Annotated in this window: 14 protein-coding genes; 3 read left to right on the top strand and 11 right to left on the bottom strand. The window is 69.1% G+C overall.

Features of this window, described 5'->3' with window-relative positions:
- Positions 1-62: 62 nt before the first annotated feature.
- The 4 genes from KF689_10795 to lipA form a co-directional block, all read right to left on the bottom strand.
- A complete protein-coding gene (locus tag KF689_10795; GenBank protein ID MBX3133858.1) occupies positions 63-1,328 on the bottom strand; it encodes a pyruvate dehydrogenase complex dihydrolipoamide acetyltransferase in 1,266 nt (421 codons plus the stop codon).
- Complete coding sequence (locus tag KF689_10790; protein MBX3133857.1) at positions 1,318-2,298, bottom strand: pyruvate dehydrogenase complex E1 component subunit beta; 981 nt, start codon at positions 2,296-2,298, stop codon at positions 1,318-1,320. The genes KF689_10795 and KF689_10790 overlap by 11 nt, the downstream gene beginning before the upstream one ends.
- Positions 2,299-2,301: 3 nt before the next feature.
- Positions 2,302-3,312: a pyruvate dehydrogenase (acetyl-transferring) E1 component subunit alpha gene (pdhA, locus tag KF689_10785; protein MBX3133856.1), complete on the bottom strand. Its 1,011-nt coding sequence runs from the start codon at positions 3,310-3,312 to the stop codon at positions 2,302-2,304.
- 116 nt (positions 3,313-3,428) lie between these two features.
- On the bottom strand, positions 3,429-4,337 hold the full coding sequence (lipA, locus tag KF689_10780) for a lipoyl synthase (protein ID MBX3133855.1): 909 nt from the start codon (positions 4,335-4,337) through the stop codon (positions 3,429-3,431).
- Between the two features lie 241 nt (positions 4,338-4,578).
- Between lipA and KF689_10775 the strand changes: the two genes are divergently transcribed.
- A complete protein-coding gene (locus tag KF689_10775) occupies positions 4,579-4,797 on the top strand; it encodes a hypothetical protein (GenBank protein MBX3133854.1) in 219 nt (72 codons plus the stop codon).
- Between the two features lie 122 nt (positions 4,798-4,919).
- Here the strand turns inward: KF689_10775 and KF689_10770 are convergent, their stop codons facing one another.
- The 3 genes from KF689_10770 to KF689_10760 are packed head-to-tail and all read right to left on the bottom strand — an operon-like array spanning position 4,920 to position 7,476.
- The gene (locus tag KF689_10770; protein ID MBX3133853.1) at positions 4,920-5,909 is read right to left on the bottom strand and encodes a hypothetical protein; all 990 of its coding nucleotides are present in this window, start codon (positions 5,907-5,909) and stop codon (positions 4,920-4,922) included.
- A complete protein-coding gene (locus KF689_10765; GenBank protein ID MBX3133852.1) occupies positions 5,906-6,673 on the bottom strand; it encodes a DUF3108 domain-containing protein in 768 nt (255 codons plus the stop codon). Before KF689_10765 ends, KF689_10770 begins: the two co-directional genes overlap by 4 nt.
- Positions 6,673-7,476 carry a glycosyltransferase family 2 protein gene (locus KF689_10760; protein MBX3133851.1) on the bottom strand — a complete coding sequence of 268 codons (804 nt, stop codon included), beginning with the start codon at positions 7,474-7,476 and terminating at the stop codon, positions 6,673-6,675. The genes KF689_10765 and KF689_10760 overlap by 1 nt, the downstream gene beginning before the upstream one ends.
- Positions 7,477-7,635: 159 nt before the next feature.
- On the opposite strand from KF689_10760, the gene KF689_10755 reads away from it, so the two are divergent.
- Both KF689_10755 and KF689_10750 read left to right on the top strand, forming a co-directional pair.
- The gene (locus KF689_10755; GenBank protein ID MBX3133850.1) at positions 7,636-8,367 is read left to right on the top strand and encodes a hypothetical protein; all 732 of its coding nucleotides are present in this window, start codon (positions 7,636-7,638) and stop codon (positions 8,365-8,367) included.
- Positions 8,367-8,930, top strand: coding sequence for a hypothetical protein (locus tag KF689_10750; protein MBX3133849.1), 564 nt, complete (start codon positions 8,367-8,369; stop codon positions 8,928-8,930). The genes KF689_10755 and KF689_10750 overlap by 1 nt, the downstream gene beginning before the upstream one ends.
- A gap of 12 nt (positions 8,931-8,942) precedes the next feature.
- Here KF689_10750 and KF689_10745 read toward each other — a convergent pair whose 3' ends face one another.
- The 4 genes from KF689_10745 to KF689_10730 are packed head-to-tail and all read right to left on the bottom strand — an operon-like array spanning position 8,943 to position 14,126.
- Entirely contained in the window at positions 8,943-10,514 is a 1,572-nt protein-coding gene (locus KF689_10745) for a peptide MFS transporter (protein MBX3133848.1), read from the bottom strand.
- Positions 10,511-12,355 carry an ABC transporter ATP-binding protein gene (locus KF689_10740; GenBank protein MBX3133847.1) on the bottom strand — a complete coding sequence of 615 codons (1,845 nt, stop codon included), beginning with the start codon at positions 12,353-12,355 and terminating at the stop codon, positions 10,511-10,513. The genes KF689_10745 and KF689_10740 overlap by 4 nt, the downstream gene beginning before the upstream one ends.
- Positions 12,352-13,173 carry an ABC transporter permease gene (locus KF689_10735; GenBank protein MBX3133846.1) on the bottom strand — a complete coding sequence of 274 codons (822 nt, stop codon included), beginning with the start codon at positions 13,171-13,173 and terminating at the stop codon, positions 12,352-12,354. Before KF689_10735 ends, KF689_10740 begins: the two co-directional genes overlap by 4 nt.
- The gene (locus tag KF689_10730) at positions 13,173-14,126 is read right to left on the bottom strand and encodes an ABC transporter permease (GenBank protein MBX3133845.1); all 954 of its coding nucleotides are present in this window, start codon (positions 14,124-14,126) and stop codon (positions 13,173-13,175) included. The genes KF689_10735 and KF689_10730 overlap by 1 nt, the downstream gene beginning before the upstream one ends.
- Positions 14,127-14,131 lie beyond the last annotated feature (5 nt).

The raw sequence follows: 14,131 nt of genomic DNA, 5'->3' as shown, positions 1-14,131 counted from the left end.
AGCGTGGGACTGGATGCCGTTGCGGATGCCCGAGCATCCGTCATCCGTCATCCGTCCAGAACTCACATCACGAGCAACAGCGGATTCTCGATCAGCCTACGCAGCGTCTGGAGGAACCGTGCTCCCACCGCGCCGTCGATAATGCGGTGGTCGCAGCTCATCGTGACGCGGAGCTTCTTCTTGACCTCGAAGCCGCCGTCGGCCCCGATGACGACCTTGTCCTCGATGGCGCCGATGGCGAGGATCGCGGCCTCGGGCGGATTGATGATCGCCGTGAACTGATCGATCTGCATCATCCCGAGGTTCGAGACCGAGAAGGTCGAGCCTGTGAACTCATCGGGCTTGAGCTTGCGCTCGCGGGCCTTCTTGGCGAGCACCTTGGCCTCGGCGCTGATCTGCGCCATCCCCTTGGTCTGCGCGTCGAAGATCACCGGGACGATGAGCCCGTCGTCGGTGGCCACGGCCATCCCGAGGTGCACGGTATTGAAGTAGCGGATCTTGTCGCCGAGCCAGTGCGCGTTCACTTCCGGGTGCTGCGTGAGCGCGGTGGCGACGGCCTTCAGGATGATGTCGTTGAAGCTGACCTTGAACGCGTCCCCGAGCTCGGCCGCCGCCGAACGCAGCTCGGCCGCGCGACTGAGGTCGAACTCGGCGGTGAGGTAGAACGTCGGGATCGGCCCGATGGACTCGCCGAGGCGCTTCGCAATCGTCTTGCGGATCTGGGTGAGGGGCTCGTCTCTGAACGTCTCACCGCTCGACGGATGACGGATGACGGATGCTGCGGTCGCTTGCGGCTTCCGTCCTCCGTCCTCCGTCCGCAGTGCGGCTTCAATGTCGCGCTTGATGATGCGCCCGCCGGGGCCGGAGCCCTGGATCGTACGGATGTCGAGGCCCGCGTCGCCGGCGATGCGGCGCGCGAGGGGGCTCGCGGTTACCCTGCCGTCGGCGGGAACGGCGTTCACCACAGAGGGCACAGGGGACGGCGCAGTGCTCTGTGCACTCTGTGTTCTCTGTGGTGAAGCAGTTTCTGAGGGCTTGGCTGCCGAGGCTTCCGTGGACGCGCCCCCGAGCAGACCAGAGATATCCTCATCCTTGTCTGCGATGATGCCGACGAGCGAGCTCACGGCGGCAGTCGTGCCCTCCGTGATCAGTTGCTTGCGCAGGATGCCGTCGCCGCGGGCGACGAGCTCCATCACGGCCTTGTCGGTCTCGACCTCGGCGAGCACGTCGCCGCTCTTCACGGCATCGCCCTCGGCCTTGAGCCACTTCACCAGCCGCCCCTCTTCCATCGTGGGCGAGAGGGCCTCCATAAAGACCTTAGTCGACATACATCACCTTCTTCACGGCTGCGATGGTCTTGGCGAGATCGGGCTTGGCAGCCTTCTCAAGGCCCTTGGCGTAGGGCATCGGAACGTCTTCCTGGTGCACGCGCACGACGGGCGCGTCGAGGTCATCGAAGCAGTCGCGCTGGATGTAGTCCACGACCTGGGCGCCGATGCCGGCGAGCTCCCAGCCTTCCTCGAGGACGACGGCGCGATTGGTCTTACGCACGGAGGTCGCGATGGCCTCGACGTCCATCGGGCGGACGGTGCGCAGGTCCACGACGTCCACCTTGATGCCCTCCTTGGCGAGCTCGTCGGCGGCCTTCATCGCCACCAGCACCATCTTGCCGCTGGTGATGATGGAACAGTCGTCGCCCTCGCGCTTGTGGTCGGCCTTGCCGATGGGGACGATGTAGTCCTCGTCGGGGACTTCGCCCTTGGTGTTGTACAGCATCTCGCCTTCGAGCACGACGACTGGGTTGTCGTCGCGGATGGCGGCCTTGAGCAGGCCCTTGGCGTCGTAGGGCGTGCCCGGGGTCACGACCTTCACGCCGGGGATGTGGGCGAGCCAGCTCTCGAAGGCCTGCGAGTGCTGCGCCGAGAGCTGCAGCGCGGCGCCGTTGGGACCGCGGAAGACGATCGGCACGGGATACTGGCCGCCCGACATATACAGCATCTTGGCGGCGGCATTCACGACCTGGTCGAGCGCGAGGATCGCGAAGTTCCAGGTCATAAACTCGATGATCGGACGCAGGCCGACCATCGCCGCGCCGACGCCGACGCCGGCGAAGCCGAGCTCGGTGATCGGTGTGTCGACGACGCGCATCTCGCCGAACTCGTCGAGCAGGCCCTTGGAGACCTTGTAGGCACCGTTGTACTGGGCGACTTCCTCTCCCATCAGGAAGACGCGGTCGTCACGGGCCATCTCTTCGCGGAGGGCCTGGTTGAGCGCCTCACGATACGTGATCACGGCCATCGGTCAGCTCTCCGTGGTCACGAGGACGTCTTCATACAGCGATTCGAGCGGCGGTTCCGGCGAGGCGTCGGCGAAGTCCCACGAATCCTGCACCGTGACCTTGATCTCCTGCTCCATCGCCGCGAAGTCGTCGTCGCTGATGATGCCTTCGTCAATCATCCGGGTCTTGAGCAGGGTGATGGGGTCGCGCTTGAGGTATTCGTCGAGTTCGGCCTTGGTGCGGTAGGTGCCGGAGACGGCATCGGACATCGAGTGGCCCATATAGCGGTAGGTGCGCACCTCGAGGAGCACGGGCTTGCCTTCCTTGCGCGCGTGCGTGAGGGCGCGGGCGGTGGCCTCGCGCACGGCCATCACGTCCTGGCCGTCCACGTGCTCGGCGTACATCCCGTCGTAGGACGCGGCGCGGGTCGAGAGGTCCTTGACGGCGGCGGCCCGTTCGACGGCCGTGCCCATCCCGTACTTGTTGTTCTCGATGACGAAGATGCAGGGCAGCTTCCACAGCGCGGCCATATTGAGCGCCTCGTGGAAGGCGCCGGTGTTGACCACCGATTCGCCCATATAGCAGATGATGACCTGGTCGCCGCCGCGGTACTTGATCGCGAAGCCGACGCCAGCGGCGAGCGGCACGTGTCCGCCGACGATCCCGTGACCGCCGAGGAAGTTCACGTTGCGGTCGAAGAGGTGCATCGAGCCGCCCTTGCCGCGCGAGCAGCCGTCGATGCGGCCGAAGAGCTCGGCCATCACCGCGCGTGGCGTCATCCCGCGCGCCAGCGCCTGCCCGTGATCGCGGTAGGTGGTGATGACGTAGTCATCCGGGCGCAGCATCGAGATGATGCCGGTGGAGACGGCTTCCTGGCCGATGTAGAGGTGGCAGAAGCCGCCGATCTTCCCGAGCGCATAGGCCTCGCCGACCTTCTCTTCGAAGCGGCGCTGGAGGAGCATACTGTGCAGCAGCTCTTTCAGCAGCTCCGGCGGGGCGTTGAGCGACGCGTCGCTCTTCTTCTTGGGGGGCATAGGGGATTGTGGACGGAAGACTGAAGACGGAAGGAGTGTGAGGGACGGTCCACTGGTCGCCGGTCGGTCGCTGCCGTTGGCAGGTCCCTTCCGTCTTCAGTCTTCCGTCGTGCCGTTCACACGCCCGCTGCTTGCACCTGCTCCCACGCGTGGTAGCTCGACCGCACCAGCGGCCCGGACTCCACGTGCTTGAAGCCCATTTCCTTGCCCGCGGTGCGGAACATCGCGAACTCTTCCGGCGTGACGTAGCGGTCGAGGGCGATGTGGGCGTCGGAGGGCTTGAGGTACTGGCCCAGCGTGAGGATGTCGACGTCCACGGTGCGCAGCTCGCGCATCGTCTCGAGGACTTCCTCGTTGGTCTCGCCCATCCCGAGGATGATGCCGGTTTTGGTCGGGATGTCGGGGGCGATGCGCTTGCTCATCCGGAAAATCTCGAGCACGCGCTGGTAGCGGCCGCCGGGGCGCGCCTTCTTGTAGAGGCGCGGGACGGTCTCGGTGTTGTGGTTGTAGATCTCCGGCCGCGCCTCGAGCACCGTCCGGATGGAGTCCTCGACGCCCTGGAAGTCAGGCACCAACACCTCGACGGAGCATCCGGGCACGGCCTCGTGCACCTGGCGGATGGTCTCGGCGAAGGCCCAAGCGCCGAAGTCGGGCAGGTCGTCGCGGTCCACCGAGGTGATGACCAGGTGCTGCAGGTTCATCGCCTTCGCCGCCTCGGCCACGCGCGACGGCTCCGAGGGGTCGAACTTGGGCGGCCGGCCGTGCGCGACGGCGCAGTACGCGCAGTTGCGAGTGCAGACGTCGCCGAGGATCATAAAGGTGGCGGTGCCGTGCTCCCAGCACTCTCCCACGTTGGGGCAGTGGGCTTCCTCGCAGACCGTATGGAGGTCGAGCTCCCGCATCAGCTGCTTGAGGCGCAGGTAGTTGCCTCCCCCTGGGGCCTTGACCTTGAGCCAGGACGGCTTGCGTTCCGGCAGCGGCTCGGCGCGGTGGCGGCCGAGGATCTGGTAGAGGTGCTCAGGCATTGGGGATAGATAGGATTGGGGCGGCGGGGGCGCTAGATGTAGTAACTGTCTAATGCATCGATTGATGGTTAGTTAATAGTGGGATATAGGAGGCGGGAGGGGGGTGATGGCGGGGAGGGGGGAGAGGGGAGACGGTTGGGAGGGGGGAGATGGTTGGGAGAGGGGAGATGGCTTGGTGTCGGGTTGAAACTGCCGGGGGGGGCTCGCGTATTCTCCCTCAGACCCCAACACGGGAATCGCTATGCTCCGGACCATCTTTACCATCGGCATCCTCGCCCTCGTCGGCCTCTTTGCGCTGAAGCTGTTCTTCGGCATTCTGGGCGGGCTGTTCAGCATCTTGTTTGGGCTGATTGCGCTCGCGATTCCGGTGCTCATCCTCGGCTGCATCATCTACGTGGTGTTGCTGATCTTCGCTCCGGAGACGGCGCGTGGGATGAAGGAGAAGTTCGGCGGGAACTGAGCGGGACCGCCAAGCCGGATGCAAGGAGGGGGCGCCGAGCAACGCTCGGTGCCCCCTTCAGCATTCGGACAAAGCCCCCTTTCCCTTCTCTCAGCCTTCTCCCCTCGCCCGTCTCCCCGCCGTCACCCCCCTCCCTTCTCCCCTCTCCCACTCAGTTCCTCCACGATCGCCCAAGCCAACATCGGCACCATAATCTCGTGGTGCCCCGTGATCGCAAACCCCGCTCCCCCGGCGAGCACCGGCCGCCGCACCACGTTCTCCTGCGGCCGATAGTGCCGCTGCATATCGAAGTCCGCCGTAGTGAAGTCGGTCGGGCGGCCCTTGGTCACATTGCGGGCGACGGTCAGTGCCTTGAGGAAGACCTCCGGCATAATCACGGCGCTGCCGAGGTTGAGCACGACGCCGCCGTCGTGCAGCTCCTCGCAGGCGGCGGCGAGGCGGCGGAAGTCGCGATGGCTGGTGTCGCCGATGGCGGCGCCGTCGGCGGCGGGGTGCTGGTGGATGATCTCGGCGCCCAGCGCGGCGTGAACGGTGACGGGGATCCAGGCGCGGTGCGCGGCGAGGATGACCGACTGTTCCGCGTTGGCGAGTTTCGGCTCGGCGGCCAGCGCGCGGCCCACGGCTTCGCCCATTCCCCAGCCGTGATTGCGACCCGCCACAAATGCCTCGTTAAGCCCGCGTCCGGTTTCCTCCGCCATTCCGAAGCTGCCGTCCTTGAGTCCTGCGGCGACGTCCTCGCTGGTGGCGCCGAAGCGGGCGATCTCGTAGTCGTGGATCGCGGCGCTTCCGTTCATCGCCAGGTGCGTGATGATGCCGCGCGCCATCAGGTCGGTGAGCAGGGGGGCGATGCCCGTCTTCACGATGTGCCCGCCGAGCATCACGATGACGGCGCGCTTGCGACGGTGCGCGCGCGCGACGGCGGCGACGATGGCGCGGAAGTCGTCGGCCTTGAGGACGTGCGGGAGGGCGTCGAGGAAGTCGGCGAAGCTTCGCGCGTCGCCGGGGGCCTTGGCGAAGGCGGCGGACTCGACCTTGTTGGGGCGCGTGGCGACGGGGACCGTGCGCACGCGTGCGAGATCGGTCTCGCGGGGCGGGCGCCGGTCGGCGCTCACCGGCCCTCGACTTCCGCGCTGTCGGCCGAGAGCCGGTAGCTGCGCAGATAGAGGTTCAGCGAGCCGAACGACAGGCGCGAGCGCATCTGGAGCATCATTCGCTTGTCGTCGTCGGAGAGCCAGATCTCGGCTTGGCCGCCTTCCGAGAAGATGCCGGACGTCTTGATGATGGGCTGCACGACAATGGCGTTGAACTCGCCGGCCGGCACGCGCACGCGTTCGCGCCGCAGCACCCGGATGATCACGGGGTTGCGGTCGGGGCGGAAATATCGATTGAAGGTGTACGAGCGCCCAACTTCGAGCGGCACGGTGCGGATGAAGAACAGGAACGAGCCGTCGTCGAGCGGGTCGCTGACCGACGGGCGGTCCTCATCGTTGCGGCTGGTCTCGCGGTAGACGGCGCGGTCGGGGTAGATCTCGAACATCCGCTCGCGGTCGCGCGATCCCTGCTGCAGGTCCTGGAAGTACTGCAGCGAGTTGAGCGTGGCCATATCCATCCAGCTCTCGTACACGTCGTTCACGCGGTAGAACACCGTGCCGCCGCTGACGCTGAAGCGGACGTGCCAGGTGGGTCGTCCGCGGATGGGGACTTGGCCGAGGACGCGCATCCGGCCGGTGCCCACCTTGATGGCGCCGAAGCGCACGTCGTAGGTGAGCGCCTCGCCGACCACGAAGGGTACGGGGGCAGGCGTCTCCTGGGCGGTCACGTCGGTAGCGGCGAGGGCGCCCAGGACCACACCAGCGACGGCGTGCGCGACGCGCATCACGGCGCGGCGGGCTGTTGGCCGCGCGCGGCCGGGGCAGGGGGACGCACGGGCTCAATGCGACGGCGCCGCGCCGCCCAAGCCGACTTGGCCAGACCCCACGCTTCGGGCCACGCGGCGCGGCGGGTCTCACGCTGGCGCAGGTCGTAGCGCAGGGTGACGGGCACCGATTCCATCCGGCGGGCGTGCGGCGCGATGGCGACAAGCAGGTCGAGGTTGGCCTGCCAAGTGGAATCGGCCGGCGCCGCGCCGCGGTCGAGCGCGCGCAGCGCGTCACGGACGGTGGCGATGCGTATCAGGCGCATCGAGCTCCAAGGGTCGGTCACGCCGGGCACGGCGACCGCGTGCTTGAGCGGCCAGAGCTTGGGCAGCCAGGCGGCGTAGCGATGCAGCTTGCGAATCTCGTCAGGTGCGTCGTCGGGTAGGCGGCGCTCGCCGACCACGACGTCGGCTCCGCCCTCGAAGCGCTTCACCAGCTCGGGGATATCCTCGGGTCGATCGGTGAAGTCTCCTTGCATCACGATCACGGCATCGCGGCGCGGATACTTGGTCCGGTTGGCGGCCTCGCGCAGGAGCACTTCGACGGCGCGCGCGTAACCGACGCGCTGCGTGGTGCCGAGCACGGTCAGCGGGAGCGCCTTGGCGTAGGGCTCCAGCACCTCGCGCGTGCCGTCCGCACTGGCGTCGTCGTAGACGAGCACCTCGTACTCACGGGCATAGTCCTGGAACATCTTGCGGATGCGCCAGAGCAGGACGCCGATCGTCGGGGCTTCGTCGTGCGTGGGGATGCAGATGTACAGCACAGGAATAAAGGTATGGGTGGGGTCCTCCCCGTACTACTCCCGTTGGGGGGATTCGAGGTTCCCGGGTTCCGCTGCAACCTCTGGCACGGCGGTGGGTATCGCCCCGTAAGGGGACGAGTGGTAGAATAGCCCGCAACCGCGCCCTCAGGAGGTTCGTGCGTGATCCTCGCCGATGTCCGGTCCCGTTTCACCCGCGCCGACGTGGCGCTGGTCCTCGCCCTGCTGGCCCAGCAAGGGTCGGAGGTCCGCGAGCGTGGCGAGCACACCCTGCGCGAGCAGGGGCTCGACGCGCTGCTCGACGATCCGGCGTTGCTGCCGGCGCTGGTCGGCACGCCGCGGGGCCACGAGGCATCGCTGCCGCTGTTCTGCTACGTGCTCGTGCGCCACGCCCTCCTGCAGGCCGGTGAGCGTGACCGCGCCCTCGCCGACTACGCCGCGAGCGTGATGCTGCACTTCGGCCTGCGGGACCGGGCGCAGCGCATCCACTTGGCCGACGACCAGACCTACGATACGCTGGCCTCGTTGCTGGAGGACGCCGAGCGCTCGGAACCGCGGCGCGCGTTCCTCGTGCGCGCGCACCTCGGCAACTACGCCCTCTGGCTGAGCGGGATGTTCCCGGACCACATCACCGAGCGGCAGCACCGCCGCGGCGGCCCGACGCTGGCCTACTACGAGCAGATGGGCCAGCAAGGCTTCCGGATGGCGGCCGAGCACCGGCTGGCGAGCGAACACGGCCTCACCCTGCTCTTTGCGCTCGCCGCCGAGCGCTTCCCGCTGCTGCGCGTGGCGCTCAACCGCATCAGCGATGCGTTACTCTTCCCGCATCACCACAGCCCGGACCGACTGATGCGACAGGTGCAGGACGAGGCGCGCTGGCGGCGCGCCGGCTGATGTTCGAGACGCTCAAGCAGACCATCAGCGACCTGCTCGGCGGCCGCGTCGCGCCCACCGAGCGCCGCGCGGTGATTGCCGAGATGAAGCGCGCCTTGGCGCTGGCCAAGCTCGGTGTGGAAGATCTGGCCGAGAGCGCCGAGGTGACGCGCCGCCGCCTCACCGAGGAGCGCAGCCAACTGGCGACGGCGACGCGCCGCCGCGCGCTGGCCGAGGGCATCAACGACGCTGAGACGGCCACGTTGGCGGCCAAGTACGAGGCCCAGCACAGCGAGCGCATCGCGGTGCTTGAGCGCAAGCTTGACGTGCAGGAAGCCGAGCACGGGTTGGCTGAGCGCGAGTACGACGAGATGCTAGCGCAGCTCAAGCAGGCCAGCCTCGGCGTCGGCAGCGGGATGAGCGCGGAGAACCGGCCGCTCACCGACGCCGATCTCGGATTGCCCGACGACGCGCCGCTGCGCAGCGAACTCGATGCGCTCGGGCGGGCGGCCAGACGGCAAGAGCGCGACGTCCAGGCGGACGCCGCGCTCGAGGCCCTGAAACAGAAGATGCGCGGCGAGTAGCGCCGCCGCGCGCTACTTCACGTTCGCCATCATCCGGCGGATCGGGACGATCATCAGCATCAGGACCAGGGTCGCCACGGCGAGGGCGACCGTGGTGCCGGCGAAGACCGTCGGCGTCTGCTCGAGCTTGGTGGGGTCCACGTGCCCGCCGACCAGGCCGGCCACGAGGTTGCCGACGGAGGTGGCGAGGAACCAGATGCCCATCATCTGGCCGACGTACTTCCGCGGCGAGAGCTTGGTCATCGACGACAGCCCGACCGGGCTGAGGCAGAGCTCGCCGACGGTCTGGAAGAAGTACGAAGCGATCAGCCACCAGGGCGAAACGAGCACGGTGCCGCCGCTGGCGACGACCTTGTTGGCGGCGACGATCATCACGGCGAAGCCGACGCCGGCCATCGCGAGGCCGGCCGCGAACTTGGCCGGACTGGACAGCTCGATGTTGCGCTTGGCCATCCAGACCCAGAGGGCGGCGAACACCGGCGCGAGCACGATGATGAAGAACGAGTTCACCGACTGGAACCAGGTGGCCGGCATCGTCCAGCCGAGGATGTCGCGGTCGGTGAAGTCGTTGGCGAAGAGGTTCAGCGAGGTCGGCGCCTGCTCAAAGGCCGCCCAGAACACCGCCGCGAAGACGAAGAGCACGAAGATCACCGCGACGCGCTTCTTCTCGTCGCCGCTGAGGCCGCCGGCCAGGAACACGGTGGCGAAGAAGGCGACGGCGATGCCCACGAGGATGCCGGTCATATACTGCCCGACGGCCTGCGGGTTGATGGTGATGAGGCCGAGCGTGGCGGCGACGAAGACCGCCGCGAGCAGCCCGAGTCCGCCGAAGGTGGTGAGCTTCACCTTCCGCTCCTGCGCAGCCTGCACGGCGGGATCGGGGTCACGGACGATGTCTTCGCCGATGGGGCCGAGCGTGGCCTTGGCGCGCGACCAGAACCAGAGGAGACCGAAAAGCATCCCGACGCCGGCGGCACCGAAGCCCCAGTGCCAGCCGACCGCTTCGCCCAGGAAGCCGGTCACGAGCTGGCCGATGAAGGCGCCGATGTTGATGCCCATATAGAAGATCGAGAAGCCGGCGTCCCGGCGCGCGCCGCCGGCCGGATACAGATCGCCGACGATGGCGGAGATGTTCGGCTTGAGCAGGCCCGTGCCGAGCACGATGAGCGTGAGGCCGAGGAAGAAGAAGATCTTGGCGCCGCCGCCGAGCAGTCCGGAGAGGCCGATGCTCAGGTGACCGGCGGTGATGAGCACCGCGCCGATGAGGATTGCGCGTCGCAGGCCGAGCAGGCGGTCGGCAATCCAGCCGCCGGGCAGCGAGGCGAGGTACACGCTCGCCGCGTAGATGCCGACGATGGCCGAGGCCTGCGTGCGGTCGAGGCCGAAGCCGCCGTCGAGCAGCGCGGCCGACATAAACAGCACGAGCAGCGGGCGCAGGCCGTAGTACGAGAATCGCTCCCACATCTCCGTCATAAAGAGCGTGGAGAGGCCGCGCGGGTGGCCGAAGAAGCGCGTGTCTTCGACGAAGGGCGCGAGCGCAGGGGACAGCGGCTGCGGCGCGTCGGAACTCGAATGCGGGGTCATAGGCTCGGGGGGAGGGAGACCTTCAGGCAGGCCGCGAGATGGCCGTGGGGATCCAGCGTGACCGGGCGCAACGCAGGATGCTCGCTCAAACACCCCTCATCCTTCAAGGGGTGCGGGCAACGAGGATGGAACGGGCATCCGCGCGTCGGCCCGTCGGCGAGGGCCGGAACTTCGCCGCGGAGGGTGGGATGCACCCGCCGTACCCCCGTCGGCACAGCGGCGCGCAGCACCTGCGTGTACGGCATCAGCGGCTGGTCGAGCACCGTCGCGGCCGGCCCCTGCTCGACGATGAGCCCGAGGTACATCACCGCGACGCGGTCGGCGAGGCGCCGGACGACACCGAGGTCGTGCGAGATGAGCAGCAAGGCGAGTCCGCGCTCGCTGCGCAGGCGGTCGAGCAGGGCGAGCAGCGGCTCGCGCGCGGCGGCATCCACGTTGGCGACTGGCTCGTCGCAGACGAGGAGGTCTGGTTGGGGCGCGAGGGCTCGCGCGATGGCTACGCGTTGGCGCTGGCCGCTGGAGAGCTGGCCGGGGCGGCGATCGCCCAGCGCGGGGTCGAGTCCCACTTCGGCCAGCAGCGCGTCGGCGCGCGCGCCGGCTGCCGCGCCACGCGCGAGCGCGTGGACCTCCAGCGCCTCGACCAGCAGCGAGCGCACGGTGCGCTGCGGCGTGAGCGATGCGCCGGCGTCCTGCGGCACCAACTGCAGCCGGCGGCGCAGGGCACGCATCGTGATGCGGTCGCGCGCGTCGAGACTGCGCCCGAGCACGCGCACAATTCCGGCAGTCGGTGATTCGAGCCCCAGCAGCACGCGCGCCAAGGTGCTCTTGCCGCAGCCGCTCTCGCCGACGAGTCCGAGGCATTCACCGCGCTCGAGCGCCAGCGAGACGCCATCCACCGCGCGCACGGTCGCGACCGGACGGCGAAACCACCCGTCGTGGACCTTGTAGTGCACGCGCAGATCCTCGGCGACGAGCAGTGGCACGTCCGGCGCCGCGAGCGTCGGGTCGCTGGGCCGTGCCTCGCGGGCCCGCGCGACTGCGGCCGCCCCGCTGGCCGTGGCCTGCCGAGCGGCAACGATGCGATTCGCCGGACCGTCGTCTACCAGTCGCCCGCCCTCCAACACCAGCACGCGCTCGCAGCGTTCGCCAACCACGGCGAGATCGTGCGAGATGAGCAGCAACGCCGTGCCCGACTCGGCGCGCAGTGTATCGAGCAGGTCCAGCAACTGCGCCTGCAGCGTGACGTCGAGGGCGGTGGTCGGTTCGTCGGCGATGAGGACGTCGGGCCTGAGCAGCAGCGCCAGCGCGAGCAGGACGCGCTGGCGCTGGCCGCCGGAGAGCTCGTGCGGGAAGCGCCGTGCGCTGCGCCGGGCGTCGTCGATGCCGACACGCGCGAACATCGCGAGTGCGCGCTCGGTCGCTTCGGCGCCGGAGGCCACGCCGTGCGCCTCGAGCGCGGCCGTGAGCTGGCGTCCGACGCGCATCGCCGGGTCGAGGGCCGTGAGCGGTTCCTGGAAGACCATCGCCACGCGCTGGCCGCGCAGGCGGCGCAACCGCGCAGGCGGCAGCGCGGTGAGCTCTTCGCCGCCGAGCGTGATGCGAGTGTCGGGGTGCAGCTCGAGTCCGGACGGGAGCAATCCGAGGATGGCGTTGCCGACGGAGCTCTTCCCGGCACCGGAGCGCCCGACGAGTCCGACGCTGCTGCCGGCGGTGAGATCGAAGCTGAGGTCGCAGAGGATGTCGCGCGGCCGCGGGCCGCGACTGCGCACGCCGAGCTGCCGGACCTGCAGCACCGGCGGCGCGCTGGGCGCTGCGGTCACCGCGCTGCGGTCAGTCGTCACGCGTCGCCTTCCTGCCGCGCGGCAATGCGCTCGGCGAGCAGATTCGCCGAGAGCGTGGCGACGACGATGGCGAGCGTGGGGAAGAGCACCAGCCACCAGGCGCGCAGCAAGCGGTTCTCGGCTTCGAGGATGATGTTGCCCCAGCTGGCATCGGGCGGTTGGACGCCGAAGCTCAGGTACGAGAGCGCGGCTTCGAGCGGCAGCGCCGCGGCGAACGCGACCGTGGCCGCGACCGCGAGCGTCGGGAGGAGTCCTGGGAGGATGTGTCCGCGCCAGAGCCGGCGCCGCGGAACGCCGAGCGCGATGGCGGCGCGCACGTACTCGGTGGCGAGCAGGCGCCGTGTCTCTTGGCGCACGAGCCGCGCGCTGGTCATCCACCCCGTGGCGCCGAGGACGGCAGCGAGCGCCGCGGGGTGCATCGGTCCGGTGGCGGCGACGACGAGGAGCAACAACAGCAATCGGGGAATCGCGAGCGCCGCGTCGGTGAGGCGCATCAGCGCGGCGTCGACGATGCCGCCTCGCAGCGCCGCCGCAGCGCCGATGAGGACGCCGAGTGTGAGCGCGACGGCGACGGCCAGCGTCGCGATGCCGAGCGAGGTGCGCGCGCCGAAAAGCACGCGCGAGAGGACATCGCGGGAGTAGGGGTCGGTGCCGAACCAGTGCGCGGCGCTGGGCGGCTGCAGCGCGAGCCCGATGGGGTCGAGCTGCGCGTACGGTGCGTGTGGCGCGAGCCACGGGGCGAAGAGCGCGGCTACGCCCAGCGCGCCGAGCACGGCCAGCGGAAAGCGCAGCGGCGCAGGCACCGACGGGAGGCGCATCAGAGCCGTCCTCGCAGGCGCGGGTTGGCCCAGGCGACGGCGAGGTCTGCGGCCAGCGTTGCGAGCACGACGATGCTGCTGGTGACGAGCACCGTGCCGGCCACCAGCGGATAGTCGCGCTGACTGACCGCTTCCACCAAGGTGCGGCCCAAACCCGGCCAGTCGTAGATGCGTTCGATGAGCACGGTGCCGCTGGCGATGCCGCCGACCATCACGCCGAAGACGGTGAGCACGGGTTCGATGGCGTTGCGCAGCGCGTGCCGAAAGAGGATGCGCCGCTCGCTGATGCCAGTAGCGCGCGCGGCACGAATGAACTCGGCGTCGCGCACGGCGCGCATCGCGGCGCGCTGGTGCCGCGCCAGCACCGCGGCGAGCACGATGGCCAGCGATCCCGCCGGCAAGACGAGATGCCGCAAGACCTCGCCGAGGCCGCTTACCCCCTCGCGCGACATCCCGCTGACGGGCAGCAGGCGCCACTCGAGCGCGAAGAGCATCGCCAGCACCAAGCCGAGTACGAACTCCGGGACCGACGACACCGCGAGCAACGCGCGGTCGCTGGCCCGTGCGAGACGCGACTCATAGCGCCAGCCCTGCCAGGCGCCGATGCCGACGCCGAGCAGCAGCCCCAGCGTGAGCGCGGTGCCGGCGAGCAGCAGCGTGTTGGGCAGCACCGCGGAGATGACCTCTCGCACGGGGCGGCTGCGGGAGTGCGACCAGCCCAGATCGCCGCGCACGAGCTCGGTGACGAAGCGGGCGTACTGCACCGGCAGCGGCCGATCGTATCCGAAGCGCTCGCGCATCGCGGCGGCGGCCTCGGCCGGCACGCCGGGCTCGTCGAGCGCGGCGAAGAACGGGTCGCCCGGCGCGAGGCGAATGAGGGCGAAGCAGGCGGTGACGACCAGCGCGACGACCAGCAGCGCCTGGCCCAGCCGGACGAGCAGGACGCGGGTCACGCGAT

Source organism: Gemmatimonadaceae bacterium (genome assembly GCA_019637355.1).
Taxonomy (GTDB): domain Bacteria; phylum Gemmatimonadota; class Gemmatimonadetes; order Gemmatimonadales; family Gemmatimonadaceae; genus Pseudogemmatithrix.
This window is presented reverse-complemented; position numbering and strand designations above follow the sequence as displayed.

Bases quoted from the DNA above. Each gene is read 5' to 3' on its own strand.
- KF689_10795 (MBX3133858.1), bottom strand. From the start codon at position 1,328: ATGTCGACTAAGGTCTTTATGGAGGCCCTCTCGCCCACGATGGAAGAG.
- lipA (MBX3133855.1), bottom strand. From the start codon at position 4,337: ATGCCTGAGCACCTCTACCAGATCCTCGGCCGCCACCGCGCCGAGCCG.
- KF689_10765 (MBX3133852.1), bottom strand. From the start codon at position 6,673: ATGCGCGTCGCGCACGCCGTCGCTGGTGTGGTCCTGGGCGCCCTCGCC.
- KF689_10790 (MBX3133857.1), bottom strand. From the start codon at position 2,298: ATGGCCGTGATCACGTATCGTGAGGCGCTCAACCAGGCCCTCCGCGAA.
- KF689_10750 (MBX3133849.1), top strand. From the start codon at position 8,367: ATGTTCGAGACGCTCAAGCAGACCATCAGCGACCTGCTCGGCGGCCGC.
- KF689_10745 (MBX3133848.1), bottom strand. From the start codon at position 10,514: ATGACCCCGCATTCGAGTTCCGACGCGCCGCAGCCGCTGTCCCCTGCG.
- KF689_10735 (MBX3133846.1), bottom strand. From the start codon at position 13,173: ATGCGCCTCCCGTCGGTGCCTGCGCCGCTGCGCTTTCCGCTGGCCGTG.
- KF689_10775 (MBX3133854.1), top strand. From the start codon at position 4,579: ATGCTCCGGACCATCTTTACCATCGGCATCCTCGCCCTCGTCGGCCTC.
- pdhA (MBX3133856.1), bottom strand. From the start codon at position 3,312: ATGCCCCCCAAGAAGAAGAGCGACGCGTCGCTCAACGCCCCGCCGGAG.